16 protein-coding genes and 1 pseudogene are annotated in these 18,367 nt (G+C 52.0%); all 17 read left to right on the forward strand.

Annotation, left to right across the window (positions count from 1 at the left end; all coding sequences use genetic code 11):
• The first annotated feature begins 51 nt into the window (after nt 1-51).
• On the forward strand, nt 52-1,722 hold the full coding sequence (locus NFS35_RS04300; protein WP_251205910.1) for a flagellin N-terminal helical domain-containing protein: 1,671 nt from the start codon (nt 52-54) through the stop codon (nt 1,720-1,722).
• A 143-nt stretch (nt 1,723-1,865) separates the two neighbouring features.
• Nucleotides 1,866-2,324, forward strand: coding sequence for a flagellar assembly protein FliW (gene fliW, locus NFS35_RS04305; RefSeq protein WP_251205911.1), 459 nt, complete (start codon nt 1,866-1,868; stop codon nt 2,322-2,324).
• Nucleotide 2,325: 1 nt separating this feature from the next.
• Nucleotides 2,326-2,544 (forward strand): carbon storage regulator CsrA, encoded by a 219-nt coding sequence (gene csrA, locus NFS35_RS04310; protein WP_251205912.1) that lies wholly within the window; start codon nt 2,326-2,328, stop codon nt 2,542-2,544.
• A gap of 296 nt (nt 2,545-2,840) precedes the next feature.
• On the forward strand, nt 2,841-3,275 hold the full coding sequence (locus tag NFS35_RS04315; RefSeq protein WP_251205913.1) for a flagellar protein FlaG: 435 nt from the start codon (nt 2,841-2,843) through the stop codon (nt 3,273-3,275).
• 197 nt (nt 3,276-3,472) lie between these two features.
• Nucleotides 3,473-5,659 (forward strand): flagellar filament capping protein FliD, encoded by a 2,187-nt coding sequence (fliD, locus tag NFS35_RS04320; RefSeq protein ID WP_251205914.1) that lies wholly within the window; start codon nt 3,473-3,475, stop codon nt 5,657-5,659.
• Nucleotides 5,660-5,792: 133 nt separating this feature from the next.
• Nucleotides 5,793-6,167, forward strand: a complete 375-nt coding sequence (fliS, locus tag NFS35_RS04325; RefSeq protein ID WP_251205915.1) for a flagellar export chaperone FliS — start codon at nt 5,793-5,795, stop codon at nt 6,165-6,167.
• A gap of 5 nt (nt 6,168-6,172) precedes the next feature.
• The gene (flgN, locus tag NFS35_RS04330; protein WP_251205916.1) at nt 6,173-6,649 is read left to right on the forward strand and encodes a flagellar export chaperone FlgN; all 477 of its coding nucleotides are present in this window, start codon (nt 6,173-6,175) and stop codon (nt 6,647-6,649) included.
• 106 nt (nt 6,650-6,755) lie between these two features.
• Nucleotides 6,756-7,028 (forward strand): hypothetical protein, encoded by a 273-nt coding sequence (locus NFS35_RS04335; protein WP_251205917.1) that lies wholly within the window; start codon nt 6,756-6,758, stop codon nt 7,026-7,028.
• Between the two features lie 125 nt (nt 7,029-7,153).
• Complete coding sequence (locus NFS35_RS04340) at nt 7,154-8,398, forward strand: flagellin N-terminal helical domain-containing protein (RefSeq protein ID WP_251205934.1); 1,245 nt, start codon at nt 7,154-7,156, stop codon at nt 8,396-8,398.
• A 1,094-nt stretch (nt 8,399-9,492) separates the two neighbouring features.
• Complete coding sequence (locus tag NFS35_RS04345; RefSeq protein ID WP_251205918.1) at nt 9,493-10,776, forward strand: flagellin N-terminal helical domain-containing protein; 1,284 nt, start codon at nt 9,493-9,495, stop codon at nt 10,774-10,776.
• 525 nt (nt 10,777-11,301) lie between these two features.
• Nucleotides 11,302-12,222, forward strand: a complete 921-nt coding sequence (locus NFS35_RS04350; protein ID WP_251205919.1) for a hypothetical protein — start codon at nt 11,302-11,304, stop codon at nt 12,220-12,222.
• Between the two features lie 110 nt (nt 12,223-12,332).
• Nucleotides 12,333-12,626: a hypothetical protein gene (locus NFS35_RS04355; protein ID WP_251205920.1), complete on the forward strand. Its 294-nt coding sequence runs from the start codon at nt 12,333-12,335 to the stop codon at nt 12,624-12,626.
• Between the two features lie 43 nt (nt 12,627-12,669).
• Nucleotides 12,670-12,963, forward strand: coding sequence for a hypothetical protein (locus tag NFS35_RS04360; protein ID WP_251205921.1), 294 nt, complete (start codon nt 12,670-12,672; stop codon nt 12,961-12,963).
• A 237-nt stretch (nt 12,964-13,200) separates the two neighbouring features.
• Nucleotides 13,201-14,445: a flagellin N-terminal helical domain-containing protein gene (locus tag NFS35_RS04365; protein ID WP_251205922.1), complete on the forward strand. Its 1,245-nt coding sequence runs from the start codon at nt 13,201-13,203 to the stop codon at nt 14,443-14,445.
• A gap of 514 nt (nt 14,446-14,959) precedes the next feature.
• Nucleotides 14,960-16,180, forward strand: coding sequence for a flagellin N-terminal helical domain-containing protein (locus NFS35_RS04370; protein ID WP_251205923.1), 1,221 nt, complete (start codon nt 14,960-14,962; stop codon nt 16,178-16,180).
• 93 nt (nt 16,181-16,273) lie between these two features.
• On the forward strand, nt 16,274-17,161 hold the full coding sequence (locus NFS35_RS04375; protein WP_251205924.1) for an alpha-1,2-fucosyltransferase: 888 nt from the start codon (nt 16,274-16,276) through the stop codon (nt 17,159-17,161).
• Between the two features lie 301 nt (nt 17,162-17,462).
• Nucleotides 17,463-17,879 (forward strand): annotated as a pseudogene (locus NFS35_RS29600) (flagellin N-terminal helical domain-containing protein); the annotation flags it as partial.
• Nucleotides 17,880-18,367 lie beyond the last annotated feature (488 nt).

Raw genomic sequence — 18,367 nt, forward strand, 5'->3', positions numbered from 1 at the left:
ATTCTTTCAGATGCAGAGTTGCTTTTGACTGGCAGGAAGAGGAGATTTTCTATGAGAATAACAAATAAAATCATGCAGCGCAATAACTTGTCGAATATCAATACCAACAAGATATATAAGGATAAACTGAGCACCCAGATGTCCACCCAGAAGAAGATAAACCGTCCTTCCGAGGATCCGGTGGTGGCCATCCGCTCCCTGCGGCTGCGCAGCAATGTGACGGAGATAACCCAGTACTACAGCAAGAATATTCCCGATGCAGAGAGCTGGCTGAAGATTACAGAGGACGCGCTGTCCAAGCTGTCCGATGTCATCTCCAACATGGCGGCCCAGTGCACCAGGGGCACCAACTCCGACTTCACCAGCACTGACAGGGGGACGATTCTGGAGCAGCTCAAGCTCCTGTCCGATGAAGTCTATGCTACCGGGGACGCGGACTTCGCGGGAAGATACGTGTTCACCGGATATCGGACGGATACGCCGCTGAGCTTTCTGGCGGAGCAGGAGAGGAATTATACCATCACGGAGCAGCTGGATAAGAATGCGCTGGATTTGTTTACCAGTGTGAATACTGGGAAAGTGCTTGACATCAATTCGGCAAATTATAATGATCCGAATTATAGTGGTATTAATGAGAATGATATTACGTCCGTGGATGTCCATCGTATCAGGCTGGCATATAATAACTGTGTGGATGGCAAGACTGCAGGCGGCGATGATATAGTACCTGTGATTTCCTTTGTGACAGGGGCCAATTCGGATGGGACTGTCAATACAAAGGTGTGGGCGGATGGAGATCCGCTGACGACAGATAATACTACTACGCCCCCATTTACGAAATATCAGATTAAAAAAGTGAATTATGCTGACGATCCCTATTCTCAGGTTGCCGGCGATGCTGACGCTGTCATATATGTCCCTGAGACCGGAGAACTGCTTTTCGGAGATAATGCCTACAAAGCTTTGATGGAGACGAAGGACGATGCGGCGACATCCAACGTAAACGAGGGTGAAATCCGCATCACATATCAAAAGAGCCACTGGGATAAGGGTGATTTGCGGCCTGAACATTATTTCGCCTGCGAGGCTGACAAAGTAGATGATGCCGGAGCGGTAGTGACGGATGAGAATGGCGTTGCCCTCAGGGTCAACTACAACGACACCTACCTGACCACCAACAGCGAGCGCCAGGCCATCGAATATGACGTAGGATTCAACCAGACTATCCGCATCAATTCCAGAGCGGACGAGTGCTTCAACCACGGCATCGGCAGAGAGGTGGACGATGTCATCAATGCCATGCAGCAGGTCGTTGATTTGGAGAAAGCCCAGGCGGATCTCAAGGCCATCAAGGAAAAACTGAGTGATGGAGACCCGGGCCATGCTATTTTGCAGAAGCAGCTGGACGCAGTGGAGAAAGCCCTGGGCTATGCCAAGGACAAAGAGCAGAAAATGTTCGAGAGCGGCATCACCGCTTTCCAGAAATACCTGAATGAAGCCAATGTGTGCGTCACCGCCTGCGGTTCCAGAGGCAGCAAGCTGGATCTGATCAAGAACAGATCCCAGAACCAGAAGACCACCTATGAGACATTGAAGAGCGAGAACGAGGACATCGACATCACTGAGGTGGCGATAAAGCTCACCAGCGCGGAACTGACCTATGACGCGGCTTTGATGGCGGCAGGAAAGGTCATGAAGACCACATTGTTGGATTTCATCTGATTTGTGCAGACTGATTTTCCGGAATCCGGGTCTCTGGCAGGGATCAGATGAAAGGAGTTTTCCGGTTCAAAAGGAATGGAACCGGAAAACGTGGAGTCAGATTGCACACAGCGGCAGATTGACGCAGATAGGAGCAGATTACCATGAAGATTCAGACTAAGATTTTCGGTGAGATAGAGATTTCGGAAGACAAGATAGTGATATTCCAGGACGGCATCATCGGCTTTCCGGAGCTGAAGCGCTTTGCCCTCCTCCATGACGAGGAAAGAGGCGCGGGAGCGGGCATCCGTTTCCTGCAGTCCCTGGATGAGCCGGGCTTCGCCATGCCCGTGATGGATCCTCTGGCAGTGAAGCCGGACTATGACCCGGAGGTGGACGATGAGCTGCTGGCCAGCGCCGGAAATATCAGCGAGGACAATCTGCTGGTGCTTGTGACGGTGTCCATTCCCGGCGACCTGACCAAGATGAGCGTGAATCTCCAGGGGCCTATCATCATCAATATCGATGAGCACAAGGCCTGCCAGCTTATCGTGGAGAACGGAAATTATCCTGTCAAATTCCCCGTCTATGACATACTGCAGGCGAGAAAGGCAGGTGTGTAGGATGCTGGCTCTGTCTAGGAAGAAGAACGAGGCGATTATTATCAGCAATAACGTGGAGGTCACCATCCTGGAGGTAAAAGGCGACCAGGTCAAGATAGGCATCACTGCCCCCAAGGATGTGCCCATCTACCGTAAGGAAGTGTACCAGCAGATTCAGGATGCCAACAAGGATGCCGTCAGCGCGGATGGCATGGAGGCGCTGAAGACCTTTTTAGGATAGATGCGGAAGAAGCGCAGTGTTCCTCATGGTGCGATTTGTGCATGGCTGTGCGGTTCGCAAAACAGCTGTATAGGATGATGCCCTGCGGCAGCGGCTCCCGGACAATGGGAACCCCCCGCAGGGCATTTGCATATCAATGGGCGATTGTCATGAACAGAAGCCGGAATGTAACCAATTTTTCGGACTTTTGGTTAATTTTTCGGAGAAAGACTCCGATAAAACAAATAGACGCAAAGGAATATCGGAAACAGGATGTTTCCGGTGTGCGGATGTAAAAATACAAGGAGGTGTGGAACGTGGCAATAGAACCTATTTCAAGTGTAATGACAATTCAGGCACAGGGAAGTGTAGTGCAGAAGCCACAGGCTCCCGCTGAGGCGGAGAAGCCGGAAAGCAGCAGCGCCAGCACCACGGCGGCTGTGGAGTACGTAGACAAGACGACCAGCGTGGTGGAGAACGCCCAAGAGAAAGGCCAGTCCAACAACGGCGAGCAGAGCCAGGACCAGCAGGCCTATCACGAGAAAATTCGCAAGGCCGTGGAGACCCTGAACAAGAAGATGCCCAATTCCGAGGCGGTGTTCGGCATCCATGAGGACACCAACCGCGTCACCATCAAAATCGTGGACAAGAGCACCAAGGAGGTCATCAAAGAACTGCCTCCCGAGAAGACTCTCGACATGATTGCCAGAGTCTGGGAGATGGCGGGCATCCTGATTGACGAGAGAATGTGACATCGGGGAGGGGCGATTCCCCCGGAGGCAGCAAGCTGAGAGATTCCGGATATCATTGGCGCTGTCGCTGAATCATCAAAAACCACGACTCACGCAGCCTGTGCGGCATTGCACGAGCCCGGGGGCGAATGTCTCCGGAGGCGAGGGGGACAGCCAGTTCCGAAATAAAGACAGAGTGTAGAAAGGATGGATGGAATATGCCCATGAGATTGAGCGGCCTGATGTCCGGCATGGATACGGAAAGCATTATCCAGCAGCTGGTAGAGGCCAAGAAGACAAAAGTAACGAAAGCGGTCAAGGCACAGAAATCGCTGAAGTATAAGCAGGACGCGTGGAAGAGCCTGAACACGCAGGTTCTGAATCTGTACAACAAGTCCCTGAACAACATGCGTTTTCAGAGCTCTTTCATCAAGAAGACCACCAAAGTGTCCAACAGCAGCGTGGTGTCCGTCATCACTGGCGATGGCGCTATGAACAGCGTGCAGAGCCTGAAAGTGAATAACCTGGCGAAGACAGGATATCTGACTGGAGGAGAACTGAAACTGAAGACGGACGCAGATGGGAATCCGGCGGCGGAAGGCGCTACAGTCACGAGCAAAACGAAACTCAGCCAGCTGGGATTTAATATTCCTGATGGCGAAAATGGCGCGATAGAGGTAACTGTTGGCGGCGAAACTACAAGAATTACCGTGGATGGGAACAGCACCGTAGAGAATTTTGTGAGCGCATTGCGCTCAGCGGGCCTTAATGCGAATTTTGACGAAACCAATCAAAGATTCTTTGTCTCCGCCAAGTCCTCAGGCTCAAAGAATGATTTCTCTATTACAGCAACGAACAAGGCTGGTTTTGAAGCGCTTGAGAGTCTGCGGCTGAGTTATGGGTATGGCGATACGAATTTGATAAAACAGTATCAAGATATTATTGACGGTTACAATAATGGCACAACATTTCAAAATCGGGTGAAAGATCGTCAGGATTCTCTTACAAATTACTGGACATCGCTGAAGAATAACCGTACCGGGATTTTGCAGGGGCTGAGTGAAGATGCTGTTAACGAAATCAATAGTCAGTTGACGAGCGCTGGCGCTGGCTTCTCCCTTGAAATAGACGAAAGCGGCGATGAACCGAAGCTTGTAAAGAAGTACAGCGATGGGACGATGGCCGATTTAGCGAATGCGACAGACGCAGAGTGGGAGACGATTGATAATGCAATAAATGCGGCACATGATGCGCTTGAAGCTAAATCGGAGAATGGGACTTTATCTGATGAGGATAAAAAAGCTGCCCTCGATTTGGCGAATTCCTTCAACAGATGGATTACAAACCAGAAGGAACTGACAGCGGTAGAGGTCAATTTTGTCGGGAGCTCCACCAGTGCAGGCGGAGGGGTTCAACTTGACACGAACGGAAAGCCGAAGCTTACGTCAAATGTGGAACAAAGCATAGCGGATGAAGTAAAGAAAGAGGCAGACGATGCCCAGGCTGTAATAAATAAGCTGACTGCCACATTGACGGATGAACAGAAAAACGCAATGGGGCAGAAGACAAGTGGCGAGGATGCCAGGATTACTTTGAATGGTGTGGATTATACCTCTGAAAAAAACACCTTTGTAGTCAACGGCCTGACCCTTACTGTCAGTGCGACAACGAAGGAAAATGAGGAAGTCACCATCACCACCGAAGACGACACCGATGGCATCTACGACATGATTAAGAACTTCTTCAAGGAGTACAATACCTTAATCAACCAGATGGATAAGCTGTACAACGCGGATTCCGCCAAAGGCTATGAACCCCTCACCGATGAGGAGAAGGATGCCATGTCCGACAGCGCCATCGAGGAGTGGGAGAACAAAATCAAGGACTCCATCCTCCGCAAGGACAGCACTCTGGGCACGTTCTCCGGCGTCCTGAAGCAGATTATGATGGAGGGCGTGGAAGTCAACGGAAAGATGATGTACCTTTCCAACTTCGGCATCAATACGCTGAACTACTTCTCCGCCGCCGACAACGAGAGGAATGCCTACCATATCGATGGCGACCCCGATGATTCGGAGACTTCCGGCAATGCCGACAAGCTGAAGACTATGATTGCCAACGACCCTGATACAGTTGTGTCTTTCTTCACGCAGCTGTCCAAGAAGATGTACAACGAGATGTTCGAACAGATGAAAGGCAGGGAAGGGTATAGTTCCGCGATGACCGTCTATGACGACAAGAAGATGCAGTCCGATTACGACGATTATACCACAAAAATCAAAGAATTGGAAAAGAAGCTTGCAGATTATGAAGATAAGTGGTATGCTAAATTTGCGGCAATGGAGACAGCTCTGGCCAAAATGCAGAACAATGCCAGCGCTGTGACATCCCTGCTGGGTGGCTGACAATAAGAATGCCTTTGAATCATAGGCCCGTTTCCCGGAGGGATTATGTCCCATCGGGGAGCGGCTGGCAATTTCAGATAATTGGCGGCGCCCGGTGCATGGATGGCTGAATTGAGGAAAGGCGAGGTGCAATATGGCATTACCCAATGCGTACGGACAGTATAACAACAGTAAGATTCTGACTGCTTCCCCGGCGGAGCTGACATTGATGCTTTACGAGGGCGCAATCAAATTCTGCAATATAGCCATCCTGGCGGTTGAAGAGAAGAATGTCGAGAAAGCGCACACGAACATACGAAAAGTCGAGAAAATTATCGACTATCTGCGCCAGACCCTGGATATGAAGTATCCGGTGGCGGAGCATTTCGAGAGGATATATACCTATCTGAGCCAGAGGCTGATAGAAGCCAATCTGAAGAAAGAAAAGGAAATCCTGGAGGAAATCAACGGGCATCTGCGCACCTTGCGGGATACCTGGAAAGAAGTCATGAAGAAGGGTAAGGAATAGGACGCATGACAGAGAATTATCTGGCTCTTTTGGAAGAAAGCCTCAAAAGGAAGCTTCAGGTCATGGCCGAGATTCGGAGGTACAATCAGCGCCAGCAGGAAATCTTCCAGTCTGATTCTGTGGATATGGATAAGTTCGATGACTATGTGGAAGAGAAAGGCATCTTGATTGACAAACTGAACAGCCTGGACAGCGGCTTTGAAAAGCTCTACGCCAAAGTGGCGGAGCAGCTTCAGGGCAACCGGCAGCAATATGCCGCACAGATTAAGACGCTGCAGGCACTGGTCACGGAAGTCACCGACACCAGCGTGGAGATTCAGGCCCAGGAGGCCCGCAACAAGAAGCTGATTGAGGACTATTTCCGCAAAGAGAAAGAGGGCATCCGCATAGGCCGGAAGAGCTCGAAAGCGGCCATTGGCTATTACAAGACCATGAATAAGTCGAACATAGTGCCGCCCCACTTTATGGACAGCAAGAAGTAATGTGGATTCCAAAGATATTGCAGAAAGAAAAGGGATGCCGCGCCGATGGGGTGCGGCATCTTTTCTTCCATCCGTCAGCTGATTCCGGACAATGGCTCCGACTGCTTTGAACGAATTCACATCCATCTTGTATCCGCTTTGGATTAAATGTCTATGGATTTTCGGAAAGGATTGTGACAGGATAGAAAAGGGAAGGTGCGAAAGGCCGGAGGACAAGCCGGAGCAGCTGCAGCCCGAGGTAAATGCCTGCAAGCTGGAGAGGGAGTCCGTCAGCATACTGATTAGGAGTATGGACAGCCTGGAGGCGCGGATTGACGGCTGCGAAAGCCGGATTACGAAATGGGAGCGAAATCAGGATAAAAATTCAAGCCTAGTCTAAATTTTTTGAAAAGACCAACCGATATAATTACCATGGAAGCGTCAGTTTCAGACTGATTCAATAAAAAGCAAGAGGCGAGCCGTCTTCAGGGCGGTAGTTATTCAAGGAGGAATAGAACTATGGGAATGATAGTAAAACACAACCTTACGGCAATGAACTCCAACAGAATGTTGGGTTTGACCACCGCTTCTCAGGCGAAGGCTACAGAGAAGCTGTCATCCGGCTACAAGATCAACCGTGCGGCTGACGATGCGGCAGGCCTTGCCATCAGTGAGAAGATGCGCAAGCAGATCCGCGGTCTTACCCAGGCATCCCTGAACGCCCAGGACGGCATCAGCGCGGTTCAGACCGCAGACGGCGCCCTGAACGAGGTGCACGACATGATTCAGAGACTGACAGAGCTGTCCGTGAAGGCTGCGAACGGTACTCTGTCCGAGACTGACAGAGATGCTGTGCAGAATGAGGTCGATCAGCTGGTAGCTGAGATTGACCGTGTGTCTACGACGACGAAGTTTAATGAGACGCATCTGCTGAGGGGTACCAATGCGAATGGGTCGGCTGGGGTGTTGACGTATTCAGATGCGAAGACGGCTATAGATTCTGACTTTCAGAATGCAACTCCTAATTATGTCACATTTAATGATACCACAGGTACGGTAGGAGTTAAGGTGGTTAGTCCGTCAGGAAAGAATTTGACTACTACTGGTGCCACATTTACTGGTAAGGACGTAGGTCCGATTGGTAGTACCACATATGTCCTTGTTGATAGCGCAAGTGGTGTGAGCGTAAAGGAAGCTATTAAGGATCTTGAAGCACAGGGGGGCATCAAAGCTTTCAGTAGCATGAGTGAACTGACTTCCGCAATAAAAGCTGCCTATGGCGAGAACATTAGGGCTGTCACTACTTATCTGGATGGAAAGGATTTGTATATAAAAGCCGAAACCTTTGCCAACTTGAACAGTCCCATTGACTTAAGTCTGCATGTAGGTGCCGACTCCACTGATGACAACAAGATATATATGAATATCTCTCAGCTTAGTGCAAGGGGATTAGGCTTGAACGGCTTGACAGTAAGCGGCGACAACGCAGATGCTGCCACAGCTGCAATTGACGTAGTTGCCGATGCCCTCCAGAGAGTATCCAACCAGAGAGCGTCCCTGGGTGCCATCCAGAACCGTCTGGAGCACACCATCGCCAACCTGGACAACATCGTGGAGAATACCACTTCCGCAGAAGCGTCCATCCGCGACACGGATATGGCGACCCAGATGGTCGAGTATTCCAACAACCAGATTCTGGCTCAGGCAGGCCAGGCTATGCTGGCTCAGGCCAACCAGGCTACTTCCGGCGTAATGTCCCTGCTTCAGTAAAGGGGAAACAGCCTGTCATATTGTTGATGACGAAATGCCGTATCCATGCGATAAGTGTGGATGCGGCATTTTTGCGTTTCCCGCCCAAGCCGGCGGTGGCTGTACGTTCCGGCAGGGCGCAGGATAAAGGAGCAGGTGGGTAGCCTGGGCACGGTTTTCTGAAATTTATTGCTTGGAGTGGTGTGAAAGATGGATTAGTGTCCTTATATTGGTTAATATCGCACGGTACACGGCGATAACGATGTCAATGCCGCCGCAGCCATCGATACCATAGCAGATGCCCTAAGGAAGGAAAATCGTCAGCCGCGTGAATGGCAGAAATATCGGAGGGAGAAGCGGTATGGCATAACACGTGCCATACGTATCACCGTAAATTCATTCATAAAGCAAGCAGACTTCCGTTAGAAAGTCGGGACTGGCTGCTGATGACGGCAAAGTCTATGTGTGATACACGGGATGGTATGGTTAGGAAAAACAAAGCAGAGTCTCTAGTACACCGGTGCATGAATTCCCGCGTAATCAGTGCTCGCTGTCCGCACCAGGACAAGGCGGAGGAAGGAGGCGATGCGGGGGCATCGTCGACTGACGACAACGCAGTACTGGTGCGGACAGCGAGTGCTGATTGCTCAAGGATTTATGCATTGGGGTACTAATAACCAGCCATAGGCGGTAGCCATGAACGAAACCCCAATTTAGCACAGTTGAGATGACGAGGTTGCGGCGGAAGAAAAACAGATGGACGGCAGCCTGAATCAGGTGATTCTGGAGAGAGCTATAAAATTGTTTGTGGCAGCAATCAGGTGAGGGCGATTCCTGTATGGCTCATGGAGCCATAGGATAAAATGAACGGGCGATGACACGAATACGCTAAAGTATATGGGAAACTGTCCGATATAATAATTAGTCGGAGCAAATCCGGGGGGGCAGCTATGCCTCCCCCGGATCTCTCGTACAGGGATACCCGGCGATTCGCACGATTGCCGGAAGAATCCCGCAGCTGGCTGACGGACCCCCCGAGCGTGCGACCCGGGCGGGAAGTGGGCCTGACAGCCTCAGGGAAGAGGCATACAATCCAATTCAAGGAGGAATATACTATGGTAGTACAGCACAACTTAACAGCTATGAACTCCAACAGAATGTTGGGCATCACCACAAAGACACAGGCGAAGGCGACTGAGAAGCTGTCTTCCGGCTACAAGATCAACCGTGCGGCTGACGATGCGGCAGGGCTGGCCATCTCCGAGAAGATGCGCAAGCAGATCCGCGGCCTGACACAGGCTTCCGCCAACGCCCAGGACGGCATCAGCGCGGTGCAGACCGCTGAAGGCGCTCTGACAGAAGTGCACGACATGCTCCAGAGAATGAACGAGCTGGCAGTGAAGGCGGCCAACGGCACCATGTCCGAGAGCGACAGGAATGCTATCCAGAATGAGGTGGATCAGCTGGTGACCGAGATTGACCGTGTGGCTACCACCACCAAGTTCAATGAGACCTATCTGTTGAAGGGGAGCAATGGTGGTGTGGCTGGTTCCTTGAAGTATACTACAGCAAATACTAATTTAGGAAGTACAGTTACTGGCGATATTAACTTCAATGCAACGACTGGGACGGGATCTGTAGCGGTTACCAAGCGACAGGGAGCAGTAATTACTGGCACTACTACAAAGGCTGATACGCAACAGTTTGAGGTGGGCAACACTACCTATGTTTTGGTAGAAAGCACAGCACTCAGTGGTACGACGGGTGATAAGTTGAGTGTAAAGGAAGCGGCAGAAAAGATTACGAATTCAACAGGTGGTGTTCTAGCTGGTGTTACTGGTGGAACAAAAGGTTTCACCAGCATGGATGCATTAATGGCGGCCATCAAGCGTGACCATAGCGAAGACATTAAGAATGTAAGTTCTTATGTCGATGCGAATAATGGCAATAAGGTTACGTTGAAGGTCGAGGCTTTCGCCAACCTGAACGATGCCATCGACTTCAGTCTCCACGTAGGTGCGGACTCCTCCGATGACAACAAGATTAACCTGAACATCTCCTCCATGGGAGCAAGAGGTCTCGGCATCAACGGTCTCACCATCACCGGCGACAATGATGACAACGCTACAGGGGCGATTGACGTAGTAGCCGACGCTCTGGAGAGAGTATCCGCTCAGCGCGCAACCCTCGGTGCAGTCCAGAACCGTCTGGAGCACACCATCGCTAACCTGGACAACGTAGTAGAGAACACCACTTCCGCAGAGTCCGCAATCCGCGACACGGATATGGCTACCCAGATGGTGACCTACTCCAACAACCAGATCCTGGCGCAGGCCGGCCAGGCAATGCTGGCACAGTCCAACCAGGCGAACCAGGGTGTATTGTCCCTGCTGGGCTAATCCCTGGCTGTAGGTTCAGTACAAAAGAAAAAGACATAAGAAAACCGGAAGGCACGGCACAGGAGAGACACTGTGCCGTGCCTTTTCCACAGATAGAGGATAACATCCCGCTCAACCATCCCCCTTCCAAACGCCCTCCCCTGCCATTTCCTACAATTCCATAAAGAACGGAGAGCGCCCTGCAACTGCCCGGACGGCCGTCCCCAGAGAGACGAACCGCACGGGAAATGCTTGCACGTGCACGATGCACGAAAAATAGCTGCACGTGCGTGGTGTACGAAAAATAGCACGCAAAACACGAAAAAAACACGAAAAATAGCAGAAAAAGCACTTGCGCAAAGCCATAGGGTATGGTACACTCATCTGTAAGCAGATTTCCTCTAAGGGACATTCGACAGATCTATCTTCAGTTCGGCAAATCGGAAAAATCCTGCTTGATTCTCGTAGAAGACAACAGTATAAAAAGAGGGCGGGAGAGCCGTAGAGCCGCAGCAGCCTCCCGCCTGATTCGGAACGGGGGGTGCCATGGCGGAGAAAGACATATTGGAGAAGAGCCTGCTGTCATATGAGGACGTGTTCACGGACTGCATCAACACGCTGGTGTACGGCGGCAGGAGGCGGCTGGAGGAAGGGCGCACCCAGCCTGCGCCCACGGAGAGCTTCTACCAGGGTGCGGAGGGGCTCCGCAACCAGCTCTGCGACACCAGCAGGTACCTGTTGGAGGAGGGGCGCATCGTAGCCCAGTACCTGATAGAGAACGAGACGGGGCTGCGCAGGAAGCAGATCCTGCGGAAGGCATCCTACCAGGGCGGCGCCTACAGGCAGCAGCTGGGGAATGGCCGCCCGGCCTATGCGGTGATCGGCATCGTGATGGCCTGGAGCGGGAAGGGGAGCCGCATCCCCCGCAGCCTGCACCAGCTGCTGGAGGAGGACGGCGTGCCTGCAGACCTGCTGGAGCAGGTGGACGAGGCCCGGATGGAGGTGATCCACATGAACAGCCTCCCGGCAGAGACCCGAAGGAAGTTCACGGGCGACATGGGCTTCGTGGCGGACTTCCTGAACGAGGGGAGCTTCCAGGGTCGAAGCGGCCAGAGGATACGGCACCCGTCAGCGCTGTGCAGGATGATGGAGACGCTCACCGGGGACAGCAGGTTCACGGGGCAGATAGGGGAGCTCATGGAAAAGGAGAGTAAGGGGGAGGACGTCATGATGTGCGAGTATATTGATATGCTGGAGGCCAGGGGAGAGGCCAGGGGAGAGGCCAGGGGAGAGGCCAGAGGAGTGACGATAGGAGAGGCGCGGGGAGAGACGAAGCTGTCCTCGCTGCTGGAGCGTCTATATGAGCAGGGCAGGGACGAGGAAGCGAAGCAGGCAGTGCTGGACACTACGGCGCGCGCAAGGCTGTACCAGGAGCTGCGTATCCCGAATTTCAGCACCAATCCTTAAACGATAACTAAGGCCAAGCGGCGATTGCAGCCGGCATGATGGATGGGAAAGCACAGGCCGCTAAGTGCTCTACTGAGAGGATTTACCTCCTACAAGGAGGCTTGTTATCATTGCGGCGCTACCGGATGCCTACCCGGGGCAGCCGCAGGGGGCTGGAGAGTAAGGAGGAGGACGTCATGATGTGCGAGTATATTGATATGCTGGAGGCCAGGGGGGAAGCCAGGGGAGAGGCCAGAGGAGTGACGATAGGAGAGGCGCGGGGAGAGACGAAGCTGTCCTCGCTGCTGGAGCGTCTATATGAGCAGGGCAGGGACGAGGAAGCGAAGCAGGCAGTGCTGGACACTACGGCGCGCGCAAGGCTGTACCAGGAGCTGCGTATCCCGAATTTCAGCACCAACCCTTGACTATGGCTAAGACTCGAACCGCGACTGCAGTTCAGCATGATAGATGAGAAAGCACAGGTGGTTAAGGGCTGCACTGCGAGGATTTGCCTCCTACAAGGAGGCCGGCTGCCATTGTGGATTTAACGGATGCCTGCCCGGGGCAGCCGCAGGGTGGAGGTGGGAAAAACTCCGGGGCACCATCCCCTCACAGCCCTGCAGCGGGGAGATTTCTTCCAAAAACTTAGCCAGCGACATGGGCTTCGTGGCGGACTTCCTGAACGAGGGGAACTTCCTTCCGGGAATCATGCAACCGCAGGACGCAAACCCCAGGCTGCAGAATAAAATGAGCGGGCGATGACACGAATACGCTAAAGTATATGGGAAACCGTCCGATATAATAAATAGTCGGAGCAAATCCGGGGGGCAGTTATGCCTCCCCCGGATTTCTCGTCCAGGGATACCCGGCGATTCGCACGATTGCCGGAAGAGTCCCGGCAACTGGCTGACGGAACCCCCGGGCGTGCGACCCGGGCGGGAAGTGAGCCTGACAGCCTCAGGGAAGAGGCATACAATCCAATTCAAGGAGGAATATACCATGGTAGTACAACACAACTTAACAGCTATGAACTCCAACAGAATGTTGGGCATCACCACAAAGACACAGGCGAAGGCAACCGAGAAGCTGTCTTCCGGCTACAAGATCAACCGCGCGGCAGACGATGCGGCAGGGCTGGCCATCTCCGAGAAGATGCGCAAGCAGATTCGCGGCCTGACCCAGGCTTCCGCAAACGCCCAGGACGGCATCAGCGCAGTGCAGACGGCTGAAGGTGCGCTTACCGAAGTGCACGACATGCTCCAGAGAATGAACGAGCTGGCAGTGAAAGCCGCCAACGGTACCATGTCCGAGAGCGACAGGAACGCCATCCAGAACGAAGTAGACCAGCTGGTGACGGAGATTGACCGTGTCGCCACCACCACCAAGTTCAATGAGACCTATCTGCTGAAAGGATCTAAGAATGGCGTGGCAGGTTCCCTGACATATGCAACAGCAAAGGCATATACTGCCAACAGCGCTTTGGGAGGACTCAGCGCTTCAGGCACTGTGAGTGTCGCGGTAAGTACCACAGCTGCCGGAACAACTATAACTGGTGATAACAATACAACGTATAGCGGTAAAAACGTGACGGTAGGTAATACCACCTATGTCTTGGTTGAGGCAACTGCGAAAGCGGCAGGTGCTACAGGCGATAAGAGCAGTGTAAAGGAAGCCGCTGAAAAACTTACAAGTGGCACCACGAAGGCCTTTACCAGCATGGATGCCCTGATGTCCGCTATCAAGCGCGATACCAGCGAGCACATCAAGACTGTGACCTCTTATACTGAGGGCACTGCAATAAAGCTTAAGATAGAAGCCTTTGCCGACCTGAACGATGCCATCGACTTCAGCCTCCACGTAGGTGCGGACTCTACCGATGACAACAAGATCAACCTGAACATCTCCTCCATGGGAGCCAGGGGACTTGGCGTCAACGGCCTCACCATCACCGGCGACAACGATGACAACGCTACAGCGGCAATCGATGTGGTAGCCGATGCTCTGGAGAGAGTATCCGCACAGCGCGCGACCTTGGGTGCTGTCCAGAACCGTCTGGAGCACACCATCGCCAACCTGGACAACGTAGTGGAGAACACCACATCCGCCGAGTCCGCAATCCGCGACACGGATATGGCTACCCAGATGGTGACCTACTCCAACAACCAGATTCTGGCGCAGGCCGGTCAGGCAATGCTGGCACAGTCCAACCAGGCGAACCAGGGCGTATTGTCTCTGCTTGGCTAATCCCTGGCTGTAGGTTCAGTACAAAAGAGAAAGACATAAGGAAAACGGAGGGCGCGGCACAGGAGAAAAACCTGTGCCGCGCCGCTTTCATAAATGGAGGACAGCTATAATGCAATATGCGCCTGCACAGAACCATATAAGGCCTCTGTCAGGGAGCGGAGCCGGCTGTGCAGTCATTTCTGCTTGCAGGCAGATATCCGGAGGAGGAGTGTGTCTGGGGATTTGCCGGAGCAGGGATCAATGAACCACAGGATGCAGGAAAAATAAACAGATGATGACGCGGAAACACTAAAGTAAATCCATAACTGTCCGATATAATATTTAGTCGGAGCAAATCCGGGGGCGGCCATGCCCCTCCCGGATTTCTCGTCCGGGAGTTTCCGGCGATTCGCACGATCGCTGAGGAATTACTCATAGGCGGCCGACGGAATGCCCGAACGTGCGATTCGGGCGGAAAATCGGCCAGACTGCCTCAGGGAAGAGGCATACAATCCAATTCAAGGAGGAATATATTATGGTAGTACAGCACAATTTAACAGCTATGAACTCCAACAGAATGTTGGGCATCACTACGAAGACACAGGCGAAGGCCACCGAGAAGCTGTCTTCTGGCTACAAGATTAACCGCGCGGCTGACGATGCGGCAGGTTTGGCTATTTCCGAGAAGATGCGTAAGCAGATTCGCGGACTGACCCAGGCTTCCGCCAACGCCCAGGACGGCATCAGTTCAGTACAGACCGCTGAGGGCGCACTGACTGAAGTGCACGACATGCTGCAGAGAATGAACGAGCTGGCAGTGAAAGCGGCCAACGGCACCATGTCCGAGAGCGACAGGAACGCTATCCAGAACGAGGTCGACCAGCTGGTGACGGAGATTGACCGTGTGGCTACCACCACCAAGTTCAACGAGACATATCTGTTGAAGGGAAGCAATGGCGGTGTGGCCGGATCTTTGAAGTATTCGGTGGCAAATGGTAATATAGGCGTAAGCACAACTACTGGTACCACATCTATAACAGTAGGAACGGCGCAGGGTTCTGCAGTAGCTAATACAACCGTTACCTCTAAATCTTTTAGGTTTAAGGGCACGGACTATATTTTGGTCGAGAGCGCTACGGCTACTGATAGCTCAAAGGCATCTTCAAGTGTAAAGGAAGTTGCTGAGAAATGGTCTGGCGAAGCCGGTAAAAAAGCTTTTACCAGTATGGATGCTCTGATGTCGGCTATTAAGCGTGACCACAGCGAAGATATCAAGATGGTGTCGTCGTTTATCAATGATTCCAAGAAAGTGGAGTTAAAGGTAGAAGCTTTCGCCGACCTGAACGATGCCATCGATTTCAGTCTGCACGTAGGTGCCGACTCCTCCGATGACAACAAGATTAACCTGAACATCTCCTCCATGGGAGCCAGGGGACTTGGCATCAACGGTCTCACCATCACCGGCGACAATGATGACAACGCTACTGCCGCTATTGATGTAGTAGCCGACGCTCTGGAGAGAGTATCCGCCCAGCGCGCGACTTTGGGTGCTGTTCAGAACCGTCTGGAGCACACCATCGCCAACCTGGACAACGTAGTGGAGAATACCACTTCCGCAGAGTCCGCTATCCGCGATACCGACATGGCTACCCAGATGGTGACCTACTCCAACAACCAGATTCTGGCGCAGGCCGGTCAGGCAATGCTGGCTCAGTCCAACCAGGCAAATCAGGGTGTACTGTCCCTGCTTGGCTAATTACAGAAATCTTAATAGCAAGACAAGGGAAAGGAACCGGTGCAGGCTGGTTCCTTTCTTTGCGAGGATATCTTTCGGAAGGGGATTGCGGATATGAAGATACAATTTCTCAATGGCGGACTTGCCAATCAGGCGTTCCAGTATATTTTTACAAAGTGTTATGAACTGGCGCATCCCGGGGAAGTGATGTACATGGACGACTCTTATTTTGCCCTGAATACTGTGCATAATGGCTATGAACTGGAGAAAGTGTTCGGGATCCAGCCCCATATGCTGAGCGGCTGCTTTGATGATGAGGTGTGGGGATTTATCCTGGACGAACGCAGAAGGGGAAAGAGCGTGCCCCAGATACTGTGTGAAAATGGCATTGAGACCTATATGATATCCGAAGTGGGAGAGGCCTGTCAGACATTCAATCCCTTTGACGGAAAAGTGGTCGCGACGCCCTGCAATGAGTACCATCCGGAGATTCTGGACGCAGAGGGGGATGTCTACTACCATGGATACTGGATCAATAAGAAATGGTTCGCCGGGTTCATGCAGGAGATTCGGGAGGAGTTCCGTTTTCCCGAGATAACTGACCAAAAGAATCAGGAGTATTTGAAAAGAATCCGGAATACCAACTCCGTATCGATTCATATCCGGAGAGGTGACTATGTATCATTGGGGTGGGATCTGGGAGCGGACTTTTTCAAAAGAAATGCGGAACTGTTCCTTGATACTGCCCCCGGAAGGTGGAATCTTTTTGTATTCTCGGATGATATTCCCTGGTGCAGAACACATAGGGAAGAACTGGGGTTTGGCCGGTTCCGGAATGTCACTTTCGTAGAGGGGAACAAGCACGGCAGGAGTTATATCGACATGCAGCTCATGAGCCAGTGCAAGGGAATGATCATATCCAACAGCGCGTTCTGCTATCTGGCAGCGCTGCTGAATACGGGGATGGAGTATTGTGTAAACCCGACTATCAGAGAAGTGTGATTCTGGTGGGAAATCACGAAAGTGGATGCAGGCCCCAGGCTGCAGGATAAAATGAGCGGCGATGACGCGAATACGCTAAAGTATATGGGAAACTGTCCGATATAATAATTAGTCGGAGCAAATCCGGGAGGCAGCTATGCCTTCTCCGGATTTCTCGTCCAGGGATACCCGGCGATTCGCACGATTGCCGGAAGAATCCCGCAACTGGCTGACGGAAAGTTCGGACGTGCGACCCGGGTGGGAAGTGGGCCTGACAGCCTCAGGGAAGAGGCATACAATCCAATTCAAGGAGGAATATACTATGGTAGTACAGCACAACTTAACAGCTATGAACTCCAACAGAATGTTGGGAATCACCACAAAGACACAGGCGAAGGCAACCGAGAAGCTGTCTTCCGGCTACAAGATTAACCGCGCGGCTGACGATGCGGCAGGACTGGCCATCTCCGAGAAGATGCGCAAGCAGATTCGCGGCCTGACCCAGGCATCCGCCAACGCCCAGGACGGCATCAGCGCAGTGCAGACTGCTGAAGGTGCGCTTACCGAAGTGCACGACATGCTCCAGAGAATGAACGAGCTGGCAGTGAAGGCCGCCAACGGTACCATGTCCGAGAGCGACAGGAACGCCATCCAGAACGAAGTAGACCAGCTGGTGACGGAGATTGACCGTGTCGCCACCACTACCAAGTTCAATGAGACTTATCTGTTGAAGGGAAGCAAGAACGGTGTGGCAGGTTCTTTGACGTATACTACGGCTCAGAACGCCAATATAGCAAATGTGTCCACTGCTATTAATACAGCAACTGGTACAGCAAATGTTAGTGTAACATCAGTGACTACAGCCACAGCAGTAGGTGATGGCAATACTAATTATACAGGTAAAAGTGTTAGTGTAGGTGGAACGACATATATTTTGGTGGAAACCACATCTAAAATAGGTACAGCTGATAAGTTAAGTGTAAAAGAAGCTGCGGAAAAGCTTTCAGAGACGGCAAATCAGAAGGGATTCACCAGCATGGATGCTCTGATGTCGGCAATAAAGCGGGATAATAGTGAAAATATAAAGACAGTTACTTCTTACATTAACAGTAATAAGGCTGTTGCGCTGAAAGTGGAAGTATTTGCCGACCAATGTCATTAAGTTAATAGCGAACTGTCTGAAATGGTTAGAGTCTTATTATGAGGTCTAAACCATTTTTTGTGTCT

Origin of the sequence: Acetatifactor aquisgranensis (genome assembly GCF_943193215.1) — a bacterium.
Lineage (GTDB): Bacteria > Bacillota > Clostridia > Lachnospirales > Lachnospiraceae > Acetatifactor > Acetatifactor aquisgranensis.

What these genes read in the sequence shown, in the direction of transcription:
- NFS35_RS04300 (WP_251205910.1), top strand. Translation starts at nt 52, where the DNA reads ATGAGAATAACAAATAAAATCATGCAGCGCAATAACTTGTCGAATATC.
- fliW (WP_251205911.1), top strand. Translation starts at nt 1,866, where the DNA reads ATGAAGATTCAGACTAAGATTTTCGGTGAGATAGAGATTTCGGAAGAC.
- csrA (WP_251205912.1), top strand. Translation starts at nt 2,326, where the DNA reads ATGCTGGCTCTGTCTAGGAAGAAGAACGAGGCGATTATTATCAGCAAT.
- fliD (WP_251205914.1), top strand. Translation starts at nt 3,473, where the DNA reads ATGCCCATGAGATTGAGCGGCCTGATGTCCGGCATGGATACGGAAAGC.
- fliS (WP_251205915.1), top strand. Translation starts at nt 5,793, where the DNA reads ATGGCATTACCCAATGCGTACGGACAGTATAACAACAGTAAGATTCTG.
- flgN (WP_251205916.1), top strand. Translation starts at nt 6,173, where the DNA reads ATGACAGAGAATTATCTGGCTCTTTTGGAAGAAAGCCTCAAAAGGAAG.
- NFS35_RS04340 (WP_251205934.1), top strand. Translation starts at nt 7,154, where the DNA reads ATGATAGTAAAACACAACCTTACGGCAATGAACTCCAACAGAATGTTG.
- NFS35_RS04345 (WP_251205918.1), top strand. Translation starts at nt 9,493, where the DNA reads ATGGTAGTACAGCACAACTTAACAGCTATGAACTCCAACAGAATGTTG.
- NFS35_RS04350 (WP_251205919.1), top strand. Translation starts at nt 11,302, where the DNA reads ATGGCGGAGAAAGACATATTGGAGAAGAGCCTGCTGTCATATGAGGAC.
- NFS35_RS04360 (WP_251205921.1), top strand. Translation starts at nt 12,670, where the DNA reads ATGAGAAAGCACAGGTGGTTAAGGGCTGCACTGCGAGGATTTGCCTCC.
- NFS35_RS04365 (WP_251205922.1), top strand. Translation starts at nt 13,201, where the DNA reads ATGGTAGTACAACACAACTTAACAGCTATGAACTCCAACAGAATGTTG.
- NFS35_RS04370 (WP_251205923.1), top strand. Translation starts at nt 14,960, where the DNA reads ATGGTAGTACAGCACAATTTAACAGCTATGAACTCCAACAGAATGTTG.
- NFS35_RS04375 (WP_251205924.1), top strand. Translation starts at nt 16,274, where the DNA reads ATGAAGATACAATTTCTCAATGGCGGACTTGCCAATCAGGCGTTCCAG.